Source organism: Sphingomonas sp. (genome assembly GCF_045810705.1).
Classification (GTDB): domain Bacteria; phylum Pseudomonadota; class Alphaproteobacteria; order Sphingomonadales; family Sphingomonadaceae; genus Sphingomicrobium.
The window spans coordinates 195200-213756 of record NZ_JBJMVI010000002.1; the positions used below are offsets into that span (position 1 = coordinate 195200).

Genomic DNA, 18557 nt, shown 5'->3' on the forward strand with positions numbered 1-18557 from the left:
CGGCAGATGAGCGCTTCATGCTTGGGTCGCCGCGTGAGACGACAGAGGAATGGGCGACTCCACATCTCAGACCTGCCGCCGCCGCTGTGAGCGCGAGCCGGTCGTCCTTGCCGGCTCGGCGTTCGGACTTGGACGCTCGCGCTCGATCATCGTCTCGGACCTCTCGTCCGGAGGTGCACGGCTCGACGCCCGCGACATGCCGGCGCCGGGCGACGACGTGCTTGTCGTGGTCGGGCCATTCGATGGCCTCGCGACGGTCGTCTGGCGGTCGGACGACAAGTGCGGCATCCAGTTTGACGACGTGGTGGCCGATGAAACGCTCGGCCGAATGAAGAGCGAAGCCAAATGGATGTCGGTCGCGGGCTGGTACCGCTGAATTCCCAAGCCAGGCATATTTGATTTGATCGCGCGCGTGACAGGCTCGCGCTCCATCTGATAGCCGGGCGGCGATGCCCTTGAGCGCCGCCACTTCCGCCCGCGAGATCCTGACCGGTCTGCACGCGATCATGGCGAGCCGCGGCTCCGCGCAGTCCAAGCTCGACAAGGTCGTCGACCTGATCGCCGAGAAAATGGCGAGCGAAGTGTGCTCGATCTACTTGTTGCGCGACAACAATCTCGAGCTTTTCGCCACGCACGGCCTACGCAAGGAAGCGGTGCACGTCACCCGCCTGCGGATGGGCGAGGGGCTGGTCGGAACCATCGCCGCCGAAGGCCGGGTTCTGAACCTTGCCGAGGCCGCCGAGCACCCGGCGTTCCTGTACAAGCCCGAGACCGGCGAGGAGCGCTATCACAGCTTCGCCGGCGTCCCGATCGTCCGGCTCGAAAGCCCGATCGGTGTCCTCGCCGTCCAGCACGCCGATCCGCGCCGCTACGCGGACGTCGAGATCGAGGCGCTACAGACCGTCGCCATGGTGCTGTCGGAGATGATCGCGGCGGCGCGCCTGGTCGATGGGTCGCGGCGCGGTAGGCTGCGCAGCGCCGGCCCATTGCGCCTGCCCGGCCTCAGGCTGGTCGCCGGCATGGCCAAGGGCGAAGCGGTGTTCCACGAGCCGCGCGTGATCGTCGAGCATACGGTCGCCGACGACATCGAGGCTGAGCGCGAGCGGGTTTATTCCGCCTTCCGCAAGATGCGCGAGCAGATCGACAATATGGCGCGCGAGGCGGAGTTCGGGACCACCGGCGAGCATCAGGAGATCCTCGAGACCTACCGGATGTTCGCCTATGACGAGGGCTGGTCGCGACGGATCAACGCGGCGATCGACAGCGGCCTGACCGCCGAAGCCGCGATCGAGCGCGTCCAGCAGCGCACGCGCGCCCGGATGCGCGAGATCGACGATCCGCTCCTCCAGGAGCGGATGCACGACCTCGAGGACCTATCCAACCGGCTGCTGAGGATCGTCTCGGGCCGCATGGGGACGGCGGCACAGACCGGTCTGACGCATGACGCCGTGCTGATCGCCCGCAACCTCGGACCCGCCGAGCTGCTCGAATATGACCGCCGGCACCTGAAGGCCGTGCTGCTCGAGGAAGGCTCGCTGACCTCGCACATGACGATCGTCGCCCGGGCGATCGGAGTCCCGGTGATCGGTCGCCTCCACGACATCCGCCACAGCGTCCAGGAAGGCGAGACGATCCTCGTCGATGGCGACAACGGCAGCGTGATCATCCGCCCGAACCGGCAGCTGCTCGCCGGATTCGAACACCGGATGACGCTCAGCCAGAAGCGCCGGGCCGAATTCGCCGCCGTCAGAAACCTGCCGGCCAAATCCCTCGACGGAGTGCAGCTGAGCGTCATGGTCAATGCCGGGCTTGCCGAGGACGCGGTGGCTCTGCCGATGACCGGCGCCTACGGCATCGGCCTGTTCCGCACCGAGTTTCAGTTCCTCGTCTCGGCGACGCTGCCGGGCCGTGACCGCCAGCTCAGGCTCTACACCAAGGTGCTCGAAGCCGCTGCCGGCCGGCCGGTCGTCTTCCGTACGGTCGATATCGGCGGGGACAAGGCCTTGCCCTACCTTACGGATGACGCCGAGGAGCAAGCCGAGAATCCGGCGATGGGCTGGCGCGCGCTGCGTCTTTCGCTCGACCGCTCGACCTTGATGAAGGCCCAGGCGCGAGCGTTGATCGAGGCGTCGGCGGGGAAGGTCCTGCGGGTCATGTTCCCGATGATCTCCGAACCGTGGGAATATGAGGAAGCACGGGCGCTTTTCGAGGAGCAGGTCCAGTGGGCCCGCGATGCGCACCGCAAGCTTCCCTCGCAGATCCTGTTCGGCGCGATGCTCGAGGTACCGAGCCTCGCCGAGATGCTCGACCAGCTGCTCCCGCGCGTCGATTTCATCTCTGTCGGGACCAATGACCTCACCCAGTTCCTGTTCGCCGCCGACCGCTCGGACCCGCGGCTCGCGCAGCGCTACGATTGGGTGAGCCCGGCGATCCTGCGCTTCCTGAAGCGGGTGCTGGACCAGGCGCGCGATGCGGGCGTTCCGGTCCGAGTCTGCGGTGAAATGGCGGGGCGTCCGCTCGAGGCGATGGCGCTCATCGGGCTCGGTACGGAAAATTTCTCCATCACTCCGGCTGCGGTCGGTCCGCTCAAGGCGATGGTCCGCTCGCTCGACGCCGGTGCGATCCGTGCCCGGATGGGTCAGCTGCTCGCCCGCCCGCCGAAGGACATGCGCAAGGCGCTTGGCGACTGGGCGCGGCGACATAGTGTGGTGGTGGGATAGGTTGCGGTTGACACCCGGTCCCCAGGCCTCAAACAAGGCACATGGCCAAGCGCGACCCTGACATTGAGGCGGTGGAAGCCGAGCCCGTGCCGGAGACCCTGCCGACGGCGGGCGAGCGCCTCCGCGCGGCCCGTGAACAGCACAAGCTCAGCCTCGAGGACATCGCCGCCCAGACGCGCATCCCGCAACGACACCTCGCGAGTATCGAAACGGGCGAATGGGACAACCTTCCGGCTCCGACCTACACGATCGGGTTCGCTAAGAACTATGCCGCGATCGTCGGTCTCGACCGCGCTGAAATCGGTGACCAGCTGCGCGAGGAGATGGGCGGCCAGCGCTTTGCGGCCACGTCGGCCGATGTGTTCGAGCCCGCCGATCCCCGCCGGACCATGCCCAAGTCATTGGTCATCGGCGCGGTGGTTGCCGCGGTGCTGCTAATCGCGGTGATGAGTGTCCTCAACCGTCGTTCGCTCGACGGGCCGGACCAGGCGGCGACCAACGCGCCGGTAGCGGCGGCGCCATCGACAACGACACCGGCCGGGCCGCCCGCCGTCAATCGGGCTGGCCAGGTGCCGGTGGTGCTGACCGCCGTCGCGCCGGTCTGGCTTCAGGTGAGCGAGAAGGGTGGAGCGACTTTGTTCTCGGGCATGCTGCAACCGGGTGAGGCTTATCCGGTGCCCGCCACGGCGACGGCTCCGCTGCTCAAGACCGGCAAGCCGGAGGCGCTCAAGATCACCGTCGGCAACAGCGTCGCCGCGTCGGTGGGACCGCCGGCGACGACGGTCACGGACGTCAGCCTGCTGCCGGCCGATTTGCTCAAGGCGCGTCCCGCTGTCCCGGCGGCGGCGGCCGCGCCGGCAAGCGCACCGCCGCCACCGCCCGCGCCGCGGATTCGTCGTCCTCGCTCCAGCTTCTCGCGGTCAGCTGCGCCGCCGCCCGAGGCCGAAACTCCGCCGACTACCAACACCGGCCAGTAGATTCATCGCCGCGCAAGCCGCGAGCGCTCACAGATACGTCCGCAACAAAAAGCGTGGGGAAGACCAAGTGAAGCCTCGTTTGACCATCGCCCTTGCGGCGTGCGCGGCGCTGGTGCCGTCGCATGCCGACGCCCAACGGCAGGCGCCGCCGACGCCTGAGCAACGGATCGACCGGCTGGAGAAGCAGGTGCAGCAGGTGCAGCGGCAAATATTCCCGAAGGGGCGCCCAGCCGACACCGCGGCCTTCGCCGACGATCCCGCCGCGACCCAGTCATCGGTGGTCAGCCTCGACCAGCGTCTCGATGCGATCGAGCGGCAGGTCGCCGATCTCGTCCGGCAATCGGAGGAGAACGGGAACCGGCTGCGCAACCTGGAGACGGGGATTGGCCAGCTCAAGACCGACCAGGACCAGCGCATCGGGGCGCTTGAACAACGGATGAGCGAAGCCGCGGCGACGCCGGCTGTTCCGTCTCCCGCGGTGACGACAGCGCCGGCTGCAACCCCGCCGAAGGCCAAGCCGCCGGCGGCCAAATCGTCAACGCCGAAAAAGACCGCTGCTGCGTCCGAGCCGCCGGTAACAACCGCTACCGCTGCCACGGTTAGCGATGCGGGCGAGGAAGCCTATACGGCGGGCTTCCGCCTGTGGGAGGGCGGCCAGTACGATCAGGCGATCGAATCGCTGAAAGCCTTCACCGCCGCTTATCCGGGGCACCGCCGGGTCAGCTATGCCAAAAATCTGGTCGGACGCGCCTTGCTCGACAAAGGCGATGCGCGCGGGGCGGCAACCGCCCTGCTTGCCAATTACCGCAGCAACCCGGGTGGTGAGCGCGCCCAGGACAGCCTCTTTTATCTCGGGCAGGCGCTGGCGAAGCTCGGCCAGCCGGCACAGGCGTGCAAGGCTTATGCCGAGCTCGACGCAGTGTACGGCGCGAAGGTCCGGCCCGAGCTCAAGAAACTGGAGGCCGACGCCAAGGCGCAGGCGCAATGCGGCTGATGTGCTAGAGCCGGCGGGATGGTTCCCGACCCCGCCGCAGTGGAGCGATTTGGCGCCGACCTTGATGCGCTGATTGCCGCGGACGCCCGGGTCGGCGTCGCAGTGTCCGGCGGTCCCGATAGCCTGGGCTTGCTGCTGCTCGCCGCGGCCGCGAGGCCCGGCCAGGTCGAGGCGGCGACCATCGATCATGGCCTTAGGCCCGAGGCACGCGAGGAAGCCTCGATGGTGGAACGCCTCTGCGGCCGGCTTGGGGTTCCGCACGCGACCCTCACCGCGCGCTGGGCGGAAGTGCCTGAAACCGCAATCCAGGAGCGCGCGCGGCACCAGCGCTACAGGCTCCTCGGTTATTGGGTGGAGGAGCGCGGGCTCGACGCGCTCGCCACCGCCCACCATGCCGAAGACCAGGCCGAGACCCTGCTCATGCGTCTCGCGCGGGGCGCGGGGGTCAGGGGACTTGCCGGAATGCGGCCGCGCTCGGTCTCTCCGGGTGCGCACGTGCGCCTCGTGCGCCCCTTGCTCGGATGGCGGCGCGCCGAGCTGGAGCAGGTCTGCAGCGCCGCGGGTGTGACGCCGGTCGCCGACCCCAGCAACGAGGACGAACGGTTCGAACGGGTTCGAGTCCGCCGCGCGCTCGCCGGCCTCGACTGGCTTGATTCCGGGGCGGTCGCGCAGTCCGCAGCGATCCTAGCCGACGCCGACGCCGCGCTGGACTGGGCCATGAACGCGGAATGGGCCCGGTCAGTGCATGAAAAGCGGGGCAGCATCATTTACCGGCCGTCGGATTTGCCCGCGGAGATCGTACGCCGGATCGTGGCGAAGGCTATTCGCAGGCTCGCGACCGAAGGCGACCGCGACCCGCGTGGGCCCGAGCTCACCCGGCTCATTTCGGCCCTTTCGGACGGCGGGACGGCGACGCTTCGCGGCGTGCTCTGCCGCGGCGGAGCGGAGTGGCATTTCGTTCCGTCGCCGAACCGGACTCGACCTGTGGATAACTTAGAGTAAATTCCTGTCGACGACTCGGGGAAAATTACGAGTGCGTGGAGGGGCCAGTGGATTCGGATGAGCGATTTTTTCGCCGCAGGGCGAACGAGGAGCTGGCGGCCGCACGCCGCGCCGTGACCGATGCCGCCCGCGACCGGCGCCTGCTGCTCGCGGACAGGTTCATGGAGCGCCTGAAGGCCGTCGAAACGGGTTGCGTCACGGCTGACTGACGCCTTTGCGGCGCCCGAGGCGCCGCTCGCCGCCGTCGTCCCGAGGCGGCACAACGTTCACCTCATCCTAAGGCCGCATTGTTATTGGGCCGGATACGCCTATTTTATCGGGCGGGCGCGCATGCCCGGAAAGACGAGCGATGAACGACAAAGACAAGAAGCCAGGCAATCCCTGGACTAAGAGCCTGCTCATCTGGGGCGGCGTGCTCTTCGCGCTCGTCCTGTTCGTCCAGATGCTCGACGGCGGCTCGCGCGCCGCGACGGGCCAGGCGATCCCTTATTCGGAGTTCGTCCGCCAGGTTGATGAGGGCAATGTCCGCACCGTCGTCATCGCCGCCGGTGGGACAAGCAACAACTCAACTATCGCTGGCAAACTCGCGAGCGGCGAGGATTTCCACACGATCGCCCCCGCTGGCTCCAACGTCGCCGACCGGATGGTCCAGAAGGGCGTCGCGGTGCAGGTCAAGGCCGAGGAGCAGTCGAGCATCTGGCTCTACATGCTCTATAACTCGCTGCCGTTCCTGCTCATCCTGGGAATCAGCTTCTTCGTCATGCGCCAGATGCAGAAGAACGCCGGCTCGGGCGCGATGGGCTTCGGCAAGAGCCGCGCCCGGATGCTGACCGAAAAGCAGGGCCGCGTGACCTTCCAGGACGTGGCCGGCATCGACGAGGCCCGCGAGGAGCTGCAGGAAATCGTCGAGTACCTCAAGGATCCCGGCAGGTTCGCGCGGCTCGGCGGCAAGATCCCCAAGGGCGCGCTGCTGGTTGGCCCTCCGGGCACCGGCAAGACGCTTCTCGCCCGCGCCATCGCGGGTGAGGCGGGCGTTCCTTTCTTCACCATTTCCGGCTCTGACTTCGTCGAGATGTTTGTCGGCGTCGGCGCCAGCCGCGTTCGCGACATGTTCGACCAGGCCAAGAAATCGGCGCCGTGCATCGTCTTCATCGACGAGATCGACGCCGTCGGCCGCCACCGCGGCGCCGGGCTCGGCAACGGCAATGACGAGCGCGAGCAGACCTTGAACCAGCTGCTGGTCGAAATGGACGGCTTCGAGGCCAACGAAGGCATCATCATCATCGCCGCGACCAACCGGCCCGACGTGCTCGATCCGGCGCTGCTCAGGCCCGGCCGCTTCGACCGCCAGGTCGTCGTGCCGCGCCCCGACATCGACGGCCGCGAGCAGATCCTCGGCGTCCACATGAAGAAAGTGCCGCTGGCACCTGATGTCGACCCTCGCGTGATCGCGCGCGGCACGCCCGGCTTCTCCGGCGCCGACCTCGCCAACCTCGTCAACGAGGCCGCGCTCCTCGCCGCTCGCCGCGGCAAGCGCCTGGTCGCGATGCAGGAGTTCGAGGACGCCAAGGACAAGGTGCTGATGGGGACCGAGCGCAAGTCGATGGTCATGACCGAGGACGAGAAGCGCATGACCGCCTATCACGAGGCCGGCCACGCCATCGTCGCGCTCAACGAGTCCGCGTCCGACCCGATCCACAAGGCGACGATCATCCCGCGCGGCCGGGCCCTTGGCCTGGTCATGCGTCTTCCCGAACGGGACAGCTATTCCTATCACCGCGACAAGATGTACGCGAACCTCGCCGTGGCGATGGGCGGCCGCGTCGCCGAGGAAATGATCTTCGGCTATGACAAGGTCTCATCCGGTGCCTCTTCCGATATCCAGTATGCGACGCAGCTGGCGCGCGACATGGTGACCCGCTGGGGCATGTCGGACGCGCTCGGGCCGCTGCAATATGCAGACCCGGACGAGGAGGTGTTCCTCGGCTATTCGGTCAACCGCCAGCGGCAGATGTCGAACGAGACCGCGCAGGCGATCGACAAGGAAATCCGCAAGGTCGTCGAAGACGGCTACGAGCGGGCCAAGTTCCTCCTGACCGAGAACAAGGCGGACCTCGAGGCTCTCGCGCAGGCGCTGCTCGAATATGAGACCTTGTCGGGCGACGAGATCAAGAGGGTGCTTGCCGGCGAGGCGATCGACCGCGGCGGAAGCAAGGGTCCGGTGATCCCCGCGGCGGGCTCGTCGATCCCGAAGGCCAAGCGGCCCAAGCCCGGCGCCGTCGGCGGCCCGGCTGCCGCCGGCGCCTGAGGTTCGTTCGTTAAACGGCTGTTCAGTCCTGTTGCCTTCAGTGCGCAACAGGGAGGGGATCATGATGACCTTGAGGCTGTTCAGCGCACTTGTCGCGCTCTCGTTGGCCGGTGCCGCTAATGCGATGCCGGTCCAGACATTCCTCGAAAAGATGGATGCATTGCAGTCGAAAGGCGCGTTCGCAATGTTTTCCGGAGATCTCAAAGTGCTCATCGCACAGATCAAAGTGGATTTTGCGCAGCTCCGCGCAGACCGTCTGGCCGCCCAGGCTGCGCATCAGCAGCCGGCATTTTGTCCGACCGCGGGCGGCATCAAGATGACGAATCAGGACATTCGAAGGGCGATGGAGGCCGTTCCCCAAGTCGACCGGGCCGCAACCGACACCAGGGAAGCCCTCAAAACCTATCTGTCTCGTCGCTTTCCCTGTCGCGGCTAGTCGACCCGCCGAGGGCGACGAGCAGGCTGGAAATAGGCCGATCGCGATGAACGCGAAGATGGTGGGGAGCGCCGTCCGCGCTCACATTATGCTGGCTTCGCGGCGCATGCTAGCGGGAGAGCATGGCGCGCATCGGACTTCTTGGCGGCTCCTTCAACCCGGCACACGAGGGCCACCGACGCATTAGCCTGACGGCGATGCACGCGCTGGGGCTCGACGAGGTGTGGTGGCTGGTTTCCCCCGGCAATCCGCTCAAGGCCGAAGCGCGCGACATGGCGCCCTATGCGGCGCGCCTCGCGGCCGCCAAGCGGATGGCGAGGCGGGCGCGCATCCATGCCAGCGATTTCGAGGAACGCGCCGGCACGCGCTTTTCCATCGACACGGTGCGCCGGTTGAAGCGCTGCTATCCGCGACATCGCTTCTTATGGTTGCTCGGAAGCGACAATCTGCCAAATTTTCACTCGTGGCGCGATTGGAGGGGCTTGGCCCGCGAACTGCCGATTGCGGTGATTCGCCGGCCCGGTTATGATTCAGCTGCCCGCGCGGCTCGCGCGATGGGCTGGCTTGGGCGGTTCGTCCATCCTTCAAGCCAGGCAAAGCAGTGGACGGAGTGGAGTGCACCGGCGATCATTTTTCTTCGCCTGCCGCCCGATCCGACCTCCGCGACCGCCATTCGCGCGCAAGACCCCCATTGGTACCGCCGATCGCCCGCGCAAGCTACGCGACGCGGCCTGCCAGCGTTCGCCAGGAGAGCACTTGACCGAACAGCCAGTTGACGCCGCCGCCGAGGCCGGCCGAGTTCCCGTCGAGGTTGACGATCTTCACAAGCTCGTTCTCCAGTCGCTCGACGACGACCAGGCGCAGGAGGTGGTATCGATCCCTCTCGCCGGTAAATCGAACATCGCAGATCACATGGTCATCGCGTCGGGCCGTTCGACGCGGCAGGTGGCGTCCATGGCTGTTAAGCTTGCGGACAAGATCAAGGAGCGATTTAAGCGCAACGTCCGGATCGAAGGGCTCCCGGCTGCGGACTGGGTGCTGATCGACGCGGACGACGTGATCGTCCACATATTCCGTCCCGAAGTGAGAAATTTTTACAATTTGGAACGAATGTGGGCGTTTGGCGATGATTCGAGCGTGAGCGCGGCAGCGCGCGGGTGAGGGCAATGCGGTTCAAAGTTTTCGTCTTGTCGCTTCTCGCGTTGGTCGCGCAGCCCGCGATCGCGGCCTCTTCGCCCAGCCTGACGACGCTCGAGCAGCAGCTGAACTCGATGGTGGCCGGCAAGTCGGCCGACATCGGCATTGCCGCGCTCGACCTCAATTCCGGCGAAACCGTCAGCATCAAGGGCAACACGCCGTTCCCGATGGCAAGCACGGTCAAGGTCGCCGTCGCCGCCCTCTATCTCGCGCAGGTCGACAATGGCCGCCGCTCGCTCGACGACGTGATCAACGGCCAGTCGGCGCGAAGCCTAATGAAGCGCATGCTGGTCCACAGCGATAACCAGGCGACCGACATCCTCCTGGCGGACCTCGGCGGCCCGACCGCCGTCCACGACTGGTTGCGCGACAACGGCGTGACCGGCCTTCGCATGGACCGCACCATCTCCGAGTTGCTGCACAGCAAGCGCGACCTGTGGGACCGGCGGGATTCGACGACGCCGATGGCCATGGTCGACCTCCTCAGGCGCATCTACAAAGCCGAGCTGATCAAGCCCGAAAGCCGCAACTATCTTCTCGACCTGATGGCCCAGTGTGAAACGGGCAAGAACCGGATGAAGGCCTTGCTGCCCTCGGGTACGCCGGTCGAGCACAAAACGGGGACGCTCGACGGGCTCGCCGATGACGTCGGGTTCATCACCATGCCGGACGGGCACCGCGTCGCGGTCGCGATCTTCACCCGCGGCGGCACCGACCGCCCGCGAACGATCGCCGAGACCGCCCGAGTGATCTACGACGGCTTCAAGTCGATCTTTACCTGGCCTTTCGGCGCGCCTGCGCTCCAGCGCTAGGTGCTGCTCCACATCGTCGCGCGGGGGAAGATCGGGCGCTCGCCCGAGGCCGAGCTCGTCGACCGCTATCTCAAGCGCATCCAGTGGCCGACAAGGCTAACCGAACTGCCCGACCGCGGCGGCAAGCCGACCGATCTCCCGTCCAACAGCATCCGCGTCATTCTCGATGAACGGGGCGAGGCGCTGACCTCGACCGAGCTGGCGAAGAAGCTGGAGTTGTGGCGCGACGGGGGCAAGCGCGAGGCGCGGTTCGTGATCGGGGCCGCCGATGGGCATGACGCCGGGCAACGCGAGCAGGCCGACCTGCTGCTGTCCTTCGGTCCGGCCACTTGGCCGCATCTGCTGGTCCGGGCGATGCTCGCGGAGCAATTGTTCCGCGCCACCTCGATCCTTGCCAACCATCCCTATCACCGCGAAGGATAAGGCAATGCGCCGTCTTGTCATCGCGCTGATGCTCTGCCCGCTTCTCGGCGCAAGTGCGGCCGCGCAGAGCGGTAGCGAGCCGCTCGACGCCGCGCTCAAGCAGGCCCAGGCCGAGCAAGCGTCGGCAGAGGCGGAGACGGCGAAGCTCGAGCGCGCGGCGGCGAGTGCCCAGACCGAAGCGGGGCGCCTCCATGCGCAGCAGGCTGCGGCGGCGCAGGCGATCGATGCCGCCGAGGCGCGGATCAGCGCCGCCAGTGCGCGGCTGCAATTGGCATCGGCTTATGTCGCCGCCCACCGCCGCCAGCTGGCGACCGAGCAGCTGCCGGTCTCATCGCTCCTCGCGGGATTGGCGACCATGGCGCGCCGCCCGCCGTTGCTCGTGCTCGCCGACCAGGGCGGGACCGACGAGCTCGTCAAGGTGCGCCTGCTGCTCGATTTGACCGTGCCGGTGATCCGCAGCCGCACCAGCCGCCTATCGGCCGAGCTGGTCCAGGGACAGCGGCTCGAGGCGCTGGCGTTCGCGGCGCGTACGGAGCTCGCACGGAGCCGCGACAACCTCACTGTGCGTCGCCAGAATTATGCGGCCCTCGAGCAAAAGGCGGTGCAGGAGGCGCTGGCGTCTGAGGGACAGGCGCTCACCACCGGCGACATCGCCTTGGCCGCCGGTGAAAACCTCGAACGGCTGCGCGGTGAACAATCGAACGGCCAGTCGATCCGCGGCGTCGCCGTCCAGCTTGCTGGTGAGGAGCCGCCGCCTAGCCCATTTGGGGCCGAGGGCCAGCCCTTGCGCCCGCCCTTCGCCTACCAACTGCCAGCTGCCGCGCCGGTCACGGAGGGACTTGCGTCGGTGAACGCCAGCGGCGTGCGCTCTCGCGGGCTCACGCTGTCGACACCGCGCGGCATGGCCGTCACCTCGCCGGCCGACGGGGTGGTCAGGTTCGCGGGCCCATTTCGCGACTATGACGGCGTGCTGATCATCGACCACGGCGGCGGCTGGCTAAGCCTGATCGTCAACACCGCAAGCGAGCTCCGCGCGGGGGACCGTGTGCGCCTCGGTGATCCGGTTGGCCGCGCGCTCGGGCCGCTGCAGGTCGAATTGTCCCGGAATGGGCGTCGAATCTCGCCTGCCATCATCGCAGGTTCATCTCAATCCCTGTCAAAGGCCTCCAAAGGCGGCTAAACGCCAGGCTATGATCCAGCCCGATTGACCGACCAGGATTCGACCATGAAACTCAATATGAAGCTGCTTCCGCCCCTCGCGCTCGTTGGCGCCCTTGCATTGGTTCCCGTGACCGCCAGCTCCTTCGCGGCGGCGGACACGACCAATTACCAGGAGCTCGAGAAGTTCATGAGCGTCTACGAGCGCGTCAAGGCGAACTACGTCGAGCCGGTCGACGATCATACCCTGATCAAGGGCGCCATCGACGGGATGCTATCCGCGCTCGATCCGCACTCGTCCTACGCGGAAGCCTCCGATTTCGATCAGCTCAAGGCGACCACCGACGGCAATTACGGTGGCCTCGGGCTCAGCGTTTCGATCGAGGACGGCGCGGTCAAGGTCATCACGCCGACCGAGGACACGCCCGCGTGGCGCGCCGGGATCAAGGCCGGCGACTACATCACTCACATCAACGGCGAGCTCGTTTACGGGCTCAACCTCGATGAAGCCGTCAGCAAGATGCGCGGCGAGCCAGGAACATCGATCAAGCTGACCATCGTTCGTCCCGGCCGCGACAAGCCGTTCGACGTCTCCATGAACCGCGAGCGGATCGAGCTCCGGCCGGTCAAGTGGGAGATCAAGGACCGCGTCGGCTACATCAACATCAACACGTTCACCGGTAATGTCGCCGATCAGACCAAGGCGGCGCTCATCGGCATCGACAAGGCGACCGGAGGGCACCCGATTGGCTATGTCGTCGACCTGCGCTCCAATCCGGGCGGGCTGCTCGACCAGGCGGTCGACGTCGCCGACGATTTCCTCGACAGCGGGGAGATCGTTTCCCAGCGCGGCCGCACCAAGGACGATATCGAGCGTTATTACGCGCGTCCGGGCGACATGGCGCACGGACTTCCGGTGATCGTGCTGACCGATGCCGGCACCGCCTCCGCGTCTGAGATCGTTGCCGGCGCGCTCCAGGATCATCGCCGGGCGCTCATCATGGGCGAGACGAGCTTCGGCAAAGGGTCGGTGCAGACGGTCGTTCAGACCGGGCCGCAGGCAGCGCTGCGCTTGACCACGGCGCGCTATTACACGCCGTCGGGGCGGTCGGTTCAGGCTGGCGGCATCGACCCTGATGTAGTGGTGCCGCAGGTCAGCGACCCGGATTACAAGGATCGCAGGATCGTCCGCGAGGCTGACCTCCGCCGGCACCTGCTCGCGCAGGCGAAGGTTGAGGACAAGCTGCTCGAGGCCGATGACGGTCCCGATCCGCGCTTCACCGCGAAGCCCGAGGAGCTCGAGAAGAAGGGCATCAAGGACTTCCAGCTCTATTATGCTCTGAACACTATCAAGCGGCTCGCGGCACCCGTCTCGATCGCTTCGGCCACGCCCGCAAAGAAGTCGCGCTAGGAACCGCATGAACGACGCGGCGGCGATGGGCGTACGTCCCGGCAGCGGGTTCGACTCCGCCGCTGCGGCGCGGCTGATTGCTCTGTTTCTGCCGCTGGCACTGCTCGGCGGCGCGCTCGGGTCGCAATATCTCGGCGGACTGCACCCGTGCGAGATGTGTTACTGGCAGCGCTGGCCGCATGGCGTCGCGATCGTGCTCGCAGCGCTCGCTTTCACCGCGCCATCGCGGTCTGCCCGCTCTCGAACGCTGACGCTGCTCGCCACGCTGGCGATTGCCGTGTCCGGGGCGATCGGCGTCTATCACGCCGGCGTCGAGGCCAAGATCTTCGAAGGTTTCACCCAGTGCACCGCGCTGGCGAAAAGCGCCAATGCCGCGGATATGTTGAGGCAGATCACGCACGCGCCCGTGGTCCGCTGCGATGACGTCCAATTCCGCTTCCTCGGAATCTCGATGGCGGGCTGGAACGCGGTCCTGTCGCTGGGCGGCGCGGCCGCGATCGTGCTGCTACTGACCGTCGGGGCTAAGCGCAGATGAGCGGCTGGCGACCCGGCGACCGGCGCCCCGACAGCGCATCGATGCTGCGGGTCGACCAGGCCGGCGAATATGGCGCGACGAGGATCTACGCCGGCCAGCTTGCGGTGCTTCGGCGGAACTGCCCGGAAGCCAGGCTGATCGCGCGCATGGCGGCCCAGGAGGAGCGCCACCTCAAGCGCTTCAATGTGCTGATGGCCGAGCGGCGCGGGCGACCGACGGCACTCCAGCCCTTGTGGAACGTCGCCGGCTTCGCGCTCGGCGCGGCAACGGCATTGATGTCCGAAAAGGCGGCGCTCGCCTGTACCGACGCGATCGAGACCGAGATCGACCGCCATTATGCAGGCCAGCTTGCCGCGCTCGGCGAGGACGATCCCGAGCTCGCCGCCGACATCGCCGACTTCCAGGCCGATGAGCTCGAGCACCGCAACACCGCTCGCGAGGCTGGGGCCGCTCAGGCCGTTGGCTATCCCTTGTTGACTGCGGTGATCCGAGCCGGCTGTAGGATGGCGATTGGGCTGTCGAAGCGCATTTGAGGAACGATATGCGGCGACAGCCGCTGAAACGATGGTTGAAAGGATGCACCCGATGACAAGGCTGATGATCACTCTTGCGGCGGGGGCGGCAATCGCTAGCGGACTGGCGGCAATCCCTGCTCCGGCCAAGGCCCAAGCCGGCAATTCTGTCGCGGAAATCATCGTGTACGGCACCGATCCCTGTCCGCGCTCGACCGACGACCAGGTGGTCGTCTGTGCGCGCCGGCCCGAAGCGGAGCGCTATCGGCTTCCGCCAGCGCTGCGCCCAAGCGGAACGCGCCAGCAGACCGAGGCCTGGGCGAACAAGGCGCGGGTGCTCGAAACCGTCGGCAACACAGGCACCAACAGCTGCTCGCCGGTGGGCCCGGGCGGCTTCACGGGTTGCCTGACGCAGGTCATCAAGGAAGCTCGCTCGGAGCAGCGCGAGCAGGCCGAGCAGAATCGGCCCCCTGAACAATAAGGTCGGTTGACCGGCGAGCGGCTCAGCCCGTTCAATGGAGGTCGCGACGGGGAGAGAGCAGCCATGACCATTGCCGACGCGACCCCCGACCTCGAGCAGGTCGATCGCCACGACCGCGCCTTCCTCGGTCATCCCAAGGGCCTCGGCTATCTTGGCTTCACGGAGGCGTGCGAGCGCTTCTCTTATTACTCCATGCAGACGCTGCTCACGCTCTACATGGTCAATTACCTGCTGCTGCCGGGGCATATCGGGAAGGTCACCGGCCTCGCCTGGCTGAGGGGCTGGCATTATCCCGGCCTCGAAGGGCAGCCGCTGTCCTCGGGCATTTTCGGCGATTACACCTCGCTGGTCTATCTCATGCCGATCCTCGGCGGGATCATCGCCGACAAGCTGACGGGCCGCCGGGTCGCGCTGATAGCCGGTGCCCTGGTGATGGCGCTGGGGCATTTCCTAATGGCAATCGAAGGCGCGTTCCTGTTCGCGCTGCTGGCGCTGATCGTCGGTGTCGGCCTGTTCAAGGGGAATATCGCGACGCAGGTCGGAGAGCTCTACACCGAGCGCGATCTGCGGCGGGCGATGGCGTTCCAGATTTTCTACATCTTCATCAACGTCAGCGTGATTGCCGCCCCTCTGATCTCGGGAACCCTCGGCCAGAAGGTCGGCTGGCACTACGGCTTTGGTTGCGCCGGCGTGGTGATGGTGCTGGGCCTCTTCATCTATTTGTCGGGGCGGAAGTGGCTGCCGGCCGACCTGGCGGTCGCTGAGCGCAGCCCCAACCAGCTGATCGGCCGGATCGTTGCCGGAGCGATCGGCATCGCCGCGCTGGTCGTCATCTGGCTGCTCATCTCGGGGGTATTGTTCTCATCGTGGCTCGTCGGAACGATTTCCGCGCTTGTGATGGTTGGCGCGCTTTATTGGTTCCTGACGCGAAATCTCAGTCGCGGGGACCGGTTCTGCGTCCTCACGCTCTGCATCCTCATCCCGGTGATGGCGATCTCGCTGCTGACCAACCAGGAGATCTTCAACGCTTATCTCGTCTGGGGCGACAAGCAGTTCAACCTGACCTTCATGGGCACGACGCTGCCCAGCAGCTGGCTGATCACGCTCGATGCGATCCTCAGCTTCTCGATGCTGGTTGCCGTTGCCGCGTTTTGGAAATGGTGGAGCTTGAAGCGGCGCGAGCCCGACGAGATCAGCAAGATGATCATCGGCAGCTTTTTCACCATCGCCGGCGGCGCCTGCCTGTTCATCGCTGCGGCAACGCAGCCGGCGGGCGGCAAGATCGGCATCTTCTGGCCGTTCATGTTCCACCTCTTGAACAGCATCGGCTTCGCGCACATCCTGCCGATCAGCCTGGCTTTGTTCACAAAGATCGCGCCCAAGCAGATCACCGCAACCGTCATCGGGCTCTATTACTTGGCCTTCTTCGCCGCGAACAAAATGGTCGGCTATGTCGGCGGTCTATATTCCAGCCTGCCGACGACCACCTTCTGGCTGATCCACGTTGCCAGCGCCGCCTTCGGCCTGGTCGCCTTCGCGGTCTTCAAGCTCGTCATCGGCAAGCGGATGATGGGCAGCCCGCAGGATCAAGCTGCCGCGCTCAGTTAGGAACGACGGGCAGCAGAACCGCGCTGGCGGTCGGGCCGCCGCGGTACACGCTCTGCCTGGCCGGCCGGTAATCGCCTGCCTTCGCGTAGAAGATGTTCGGCACGAATGTCTGCGGATTTCGGTCGTAGAGCGGGAACAGGCTCGACTGCACCTGGATCATGATCCGGTGCCCCGGTAGGAAGACGTGGTCGACGTTCGGCAGGCCGAAGCGATATTCCTCGACCTTGCCCGGCTGTAGCGCCGCAGGATGCGCGAGGTCGTGGACGTAGCGCCCGCGGAAGATGTCGATGCCGATCGGCAGCTCATAACCGGCCATGCTCGGCTTGGCCCCTTGTGACCGGCCCTCGGGGATGTCGTTCGGATAGACGTCGATCAGCTTCACGACCCAGTCGCTGTCGCTGCCGCTGGTGGCGGCGAACAGGTCGACCTCAGGCGGGCCCATGATGTGGACCGGCGCGGTCAGGGGGCCACTCGTGTAGCTTATCACGTCGGGCCGCCCGTCGACGAAGCGCTGGTCGCGCACGAGCCAGCTGTGCCATTGCTCGTCATCCGCCATATTGATCGGCCGCGGCAGGAACGGCACCGGGTTTGCCGGGTCGGACAGAAAATCGTCGCTACCGGAAGCCGCGGGCCGCTCGAACCCGGCACTATGGTCGGCGCCGAGGTAAAAGGGCGTCGGCGTTCCCACCGGCCACTTCGAACTCTCGTCCCAACGATTCACACCGGTCGCATAGGTCATGACTGTCGGGGTGTGCGGGTCGGGCGTCCCTTTCAGATAATGGTCGAGGAACGGCTTCATGTAGCGCGTCCGCCACTCGGCGGCGGTGTCGCCGGCGAAGGTCAGATCGCCAAGCTCGTAGCCGTAATGGTTGGCGCCCGAATGCCGCCACGGCCCGATCGCCAGGTGCAACAGGCCGGTGCCCTCATATTTGTCCTTGAGGGCGCGGTAGACCGCCGGGGCGCCATAGCTGTCCTCCTGGTCCCACTGGCCGACCTCGAGCATCGTCGGCACCGTGAGCCCGCGAGCGGCGAACCATCTGTCGACGGCCTGCAATTGCCAGAAGTCTGTGTAGGCCGGATTGTCCATTACCTTGCGCACGAACGGCACCTGGTCAACGCGCCACCGCCGCGCGAAGTCGCCGGCCGAGCCCGCCTCCAGGTAGGCGGTGTAATCGTCGCCCTGGCCGCGGGCGATTGCCGCACTGGCGTCGCCCTTGCCCGTGCTCATGCTCAGGAAATAGTCGAACGAGGGAATTCGGAAGGCGCCGTTGTGAAAATCGTCGTCACCCTTCCACGTGTCAACCATCGGGCTTTCCGGGACCGCCGCCTTTAGCGCGGGATGCGGATTGATTTCGGTCATCAGGGTGGTGAAGCCGAGATAGGACGAGCCGATCGTGCCGACGCGGCCGTTGGACTCGGGCACGTGCTTCACCAGCCAGTCGATCGTGTCGTAGGCGTCGGTGCTCTCGTCGATGCCGGTCTTGTTCAGCGGCCCGGCGATCGGGCGCGTCAGCACCCAGGTTCCCTGCGACCGGTGCATCCCGCGGATGTCCTGATAGACGCGGATATAGCCGTCGGTGACGAAATCGGCGTCGACCGCCGGCAGGATGTCGATGGCGCGCTGGCTGTCGTTGCGGTGGGTGGATTCATGCGCGTCATAAGGGGTGCGCGAAAGCAGGATCGGGGCGTTTGCCGCACCCTTCTTGAACACGATGACGGTGTAGAGCTTGGTCCCGTCGCGCATCGGCACCATGACCTCGCGGCGCACGAAGTCGGCCCAGGGCATGACCTTGTCGTAACTGGCGACGACGTCGGGCGTCATCGGCGTCACCGGTCCAACCGCAGGCGGCGACGCGGCGGCGAGAGCGAGGAGAGGGAGGAGCGAGGCGGCAAGGCGGGGCGTAAGCTTGGTCATGGTCGCCTGCGTTAAGGCGGCGCCGGGCCCTGCGCAACGTCGCCGCGCGTTGCACGTTGCAGCGTCAT

At 66.4% G+C, this 18557-nt stretch carries 19 protein-coding genes; 18 read left to right on the forward strand and 1 reads right to left on the reverse strand.

All coding sequences use genetic code 11. The annotated features are described in order from the left end of the window. Window positions 1-49 precede the first annotated feature (49 nt). The 18 genes from ACJ8FR_RS00940 to ACJ8FR_RS01025 all read left to right on the forward strand — a co-directional run bounded on the left by ACJ8FR_RS00940 (window position 50) and on the right by ACJ8FR_RS01025 (window position 16574). Window positions 50-376 carry a PilZ domain-containing protein gene (locus tag ACJ8FR_RS00940; RefSeq protein WP_407826723.1) on the forward strand — a complete coding sequence of 109 codons (327 nt, stop codon included), beginning with the start codon at window positions 50-52 and terminating at the stop codon, window positions 374-376. Window positions 377-449: 73 nt separating this feature from the next. Next, a complete protein-coding gene (ptsP, locus tag ACJ8FR_RS00945; protein WP_407826724.1) occupies window positions 450-2720 on the forward strand; it encodes a phosphoenolpyruvate--protein phosphotransferase in 2271 nt (756 codons plus the stop codon). A gap of 41 nt (window positions 2721-2761) precedes the next feature. Then, window positions 2762-3697, forward strand: a complete 936-nt coding sequence (locus ACJ8FR_RS00950; RefSeq protein WP_407826725.1) for a helix-turn-helix domain-containing protein — start codon at window positions 2762-2764, stop codon at window positions 3695-3697. 67 nt (window positions 3698-3764) lie between these two features. Then, window positions 3765-4691, forward strand: a complete 927-nt coding sequence (locus tag ACJ8FR_RS00955) for a tetratricopeptide repeat protein (RefSeq protein ID WP_407826726.1) — start codon at window positions 3765-3767, stop codon at window positions 4689-4691. A gap of 39 nt (window positions 4692-4730) precedes the next feature. Next, entirely contained in the window at window positions 4731-5693 is a 963-nt protein-coding gene (tilS, locus tag ACJ8FR_RS00960) for a tRNA lysidine(34) synthetase TilS (protein ID WP_407826727.1), read from the forward strand. Window positions 5694-5740: 47 nt separating this feature from the next. Further along, complete coding sequence (locus ACJ8FR_RS00965; RefSeq protein WP_407826728.1) at window positions 5741-5902, forward strand: hypothetical protein; 162 nt, start codon at window positions 5741-5743, stop codon at window positions 5900-5902. 140 nt (window positions 5903-6042) lie between these two features. Further along, a complete protein-coding gene (gene ftsH, locus ACJ8FR_RS00970; protein WP_407826729.1) occupies window positions 6043-8001 on the forward strand; it encodes an ATP-dependent zinc metalloprotease FtsH in 1959 nt (652 codons plus the stop codon). Window positions 8002-8062: 61 nt separating this feature from the next. Then, entirely contained in the window at window positions 8063-8437 is a 375-nt protein-coding gene (locus ACJ8FR_RS00975) for a hypothetical protein (protein ID WP_407826730.1), read from the forward strand. 122 nt (window positions 8438-8559) lie between these two features. Then, the gene (locus ACJ8FR_RS00980) at window positions 8560-9213 is read left to right on the forward strand and encodes a nicotinate-nucleotide adenylyltransferase (RefSeq protein ID WP_407826731.1); all 654 of its coding nucleotides are present in this window, start codon (window positions 8560-8562) and stop codon (window positions 9211-9213) included. Beyond that, window positions 9194-9598 (forward strand): ribosome silencing factor, encoded by a 405-nt coding sequence (rsfS, locus tag ACJ8FR_RS00985; protein WP_407826732.1) that lies wholly within the window; start codon window positions 9194-9196, stop codon window positions 9596-9598. Before ACJ8FR_RS00980 ends, rsfS begins: the two co-directional genes overlap by 20 nt. A gap of 5 nt (window positions 9599-9603) precedes the next feature. Further along, window positions 9604-10446, forward strand: coding sequence for a serine hydrolase (locus tag ACJ8FR_RS00990; RefSeq protein ID WP_407826733.1), 843 nt, complete (start codon window positions 9604-9606; stop codon window positions 10444-10446). Next, a complete protein-coding gene (locus ACJ8FR_RS00995; protein ID WP_407826734.1) occupies window positions 10447-10869 on the forward strand; it encodes a 23S rRNA (pseudouridine(1915)-N(3))-methyltransferase RlmH in 423 nt (140 codons plus the stop codon). 4 nt (window positions 10870-10873) lie between these two features. Next, window positions 10874-12049 carry a murein hydrolase activator EnvC family protein gene (locus ACJ8FR_RS01000; protein ID WP_407826735.1) on the forward strand — a complete coding sequence of 392 codons (1176 nt, stop codon included), beginning with the start codon at window positions 10874-10876 and terminating at the stop codon, window positions 12047-12049. A gap of 45 nt (window positions 12050-12094) precedes the next feature. Next, on the forward strand, window positions 12095-13438 hold the full coding sequence (locus ACJ8FR_RS01005) for a S41 family peptidase (RefSeq protein ID WP_407826736.1): 1344 nt from the start codon (window positions 12095-12097) through the stop codon (window positions 13436-13438). A 7-nt stretch (window positions 13439-13445) separates the two neighbouring features. Continuing rightward, window positions 13446-13973, forward strand: coding sequence for a disulfide bond formation protein B (locus ACJ8FR_RS01010; protein WP_407826737.1), 528 nt, complete (start codon window positions 13446-13448; stop codon window positions 13971-13973). Continuing rightward, complete coding sequence (locus tag ACJ8FR_RS01015) at window positions 13970-14506, forward strand: demethoxyubiquinone hydroxylase family protein (RefSeq protein ID WP_407826738.1); 537 nt, start codon at window positions 13970-13972, stop codon at window positions 14504-14506. The genes ACJ8FR_RS01010 and ACJ8FR_RS01015 overlap by 4 nt, the downstream gene beginning before the upstream one ends. A 52-nt stretch (window positions 14507-14558) precedes the next feature. Then, a complete protein-coding gene (locus ACJ8FR_RS01020) occupies window positions 14559-14966 on the forward strand; it encodes a hypothetical protein (protein WP_407826739.1) in 408 nt (135 codons plus the stop codon). A 63-nt stretch (window positions 14967-15029) separates the two neighbouring features. Then, window positions 15030-16574, forward strand: a complete 1545-nt coding sequence (locus ACJ8FR_RS01025) for a peptide MFS transporter (protein ID WP_407826740.1) — start codon at window positions 15030-15032, stop codon at window positions 16572-16574. Here ACJ8FR_RS01025 and ACJ8FR_RS01030 read toward each other — a convergent pair. Continuing rightward, on the reverse strand, window positions 16567-18489 hold the full coding sequence (locus ACJ8FR_RS01030; RefSeq protein WP_407826741.1) for a CocE/NonD family hydrolase: 1923 nt from the start codon (window positions 18487-18489) through the stop codon (window positions 16567-16569). The two genes, ACJ8FR_RS01025 and ACJ8FR_RS01030, sit on opposite strands and share 8 nt — an antisense overlap. Window positions 18490-18557 lie beyond the last annotated feature (68 nt).

Bases quoted from the DNA above. Each gene is read 5' to 3' on its own strand.
- ACJ8FR_RS01000 (WP_407826735.1), top strand. From the start codon at position 10,874: ATGCGCCGTCTTGTCATCGCGCTGATGCTCTGCCCGCTTCTCGGCGCA.
- ACJ8FR_RS00990 (WP_407826733.1), top strand. From the start codon at position 9,604: ATGCGGTTCAAAGTTTTCGTCTTGTCGCTTCTCGCGTTGGTCGCGCAG.
- ACJ8FR_RS01010 (WP_407826737.1), top strand. From the start codon at position 13,446: ATGAACGACGCGGCGGCGATGGGCGTACGTCCCGGCAGCGGGTTCGAC.
- ftsH (WP_407826729.1), top strand. From the start codon at position 6,043: ATGAACGACAAAGACAAGAAGCCAGGCAATCCCTGGACTAAGAGCCTG.
- ACJ8FR_RS00950 (WP_407826725.1), top strand. From the start codon at position 2,762: ATGGCCAAGCGCGACCCTGACATTGAGGCGGTGGAAGCCGAGCCCGTG.
- ACJ8FR_RS01020 (WP_407826739.1), top strand. From the start codon at position 14,559: ATGACAAGGCTGATGATCACTCTTGCGGCGGGGGCGGCAATCGCTAGC.
- ACJ8FR_RS00975 (WP_407826730.1), top strand. From the start codon at position 8,063: ATGATGACCTTGAGGCTGTTCAGCGCACTTGTCGCGCTCTCGTTGGCC.
- ACJ8FR_RS00940 (WP_407826723.1), top strand. From the start codon at position 50: ATGGGCGACTCCACATCTCAGACCTGCCGCCGCCGCTGTGAGCGCGAG.
- ACJ8FR_RS01025 (WP_407826740.1), top strand. From the start codon at position 15,030: ATGACCATTGCCGACGCGACCCCCGACCTCGAGCAGGTCGATCGCCAC.
- ACJ8FR_RS01030 (WP_407826741.1), bottom strand. From the start codon at position 18,489: ATGACCAAGCTTACGCCCCGCCTTGCCGCCTCGCTCCTCCCTCTCCTC.
- ACJ8FR_RS01005 (WP_407826736.1), top strand. From the start codon at position 12,095: ATGAAACTCAATATGAAGCTGCTTCCGCCCCTCGCGCTCGTTGGCGCC.
- ACJ8FR_RS01015 (WP_407826738.1), top strand. From the start codon at position 13,970: ATGAGCGGCTGGCGACCCGGCGACCGGCGCCCCGACAGCGCATCGATG.
- ACJ8FR_RS00980 (WP_407826731.1), top strand. From the start codon at position 8,560: ATGGCGCGCATCGGACTTCTTGGCGGCTCCTTCAACCCGGCACACGAG.
- ptsP (WP_407826724.1), top strand. From the start codon at position 450: ATGCCCTTGAGCGCCGCCACTTCCGCCCGCGAGATCCTGACCGGTCTG.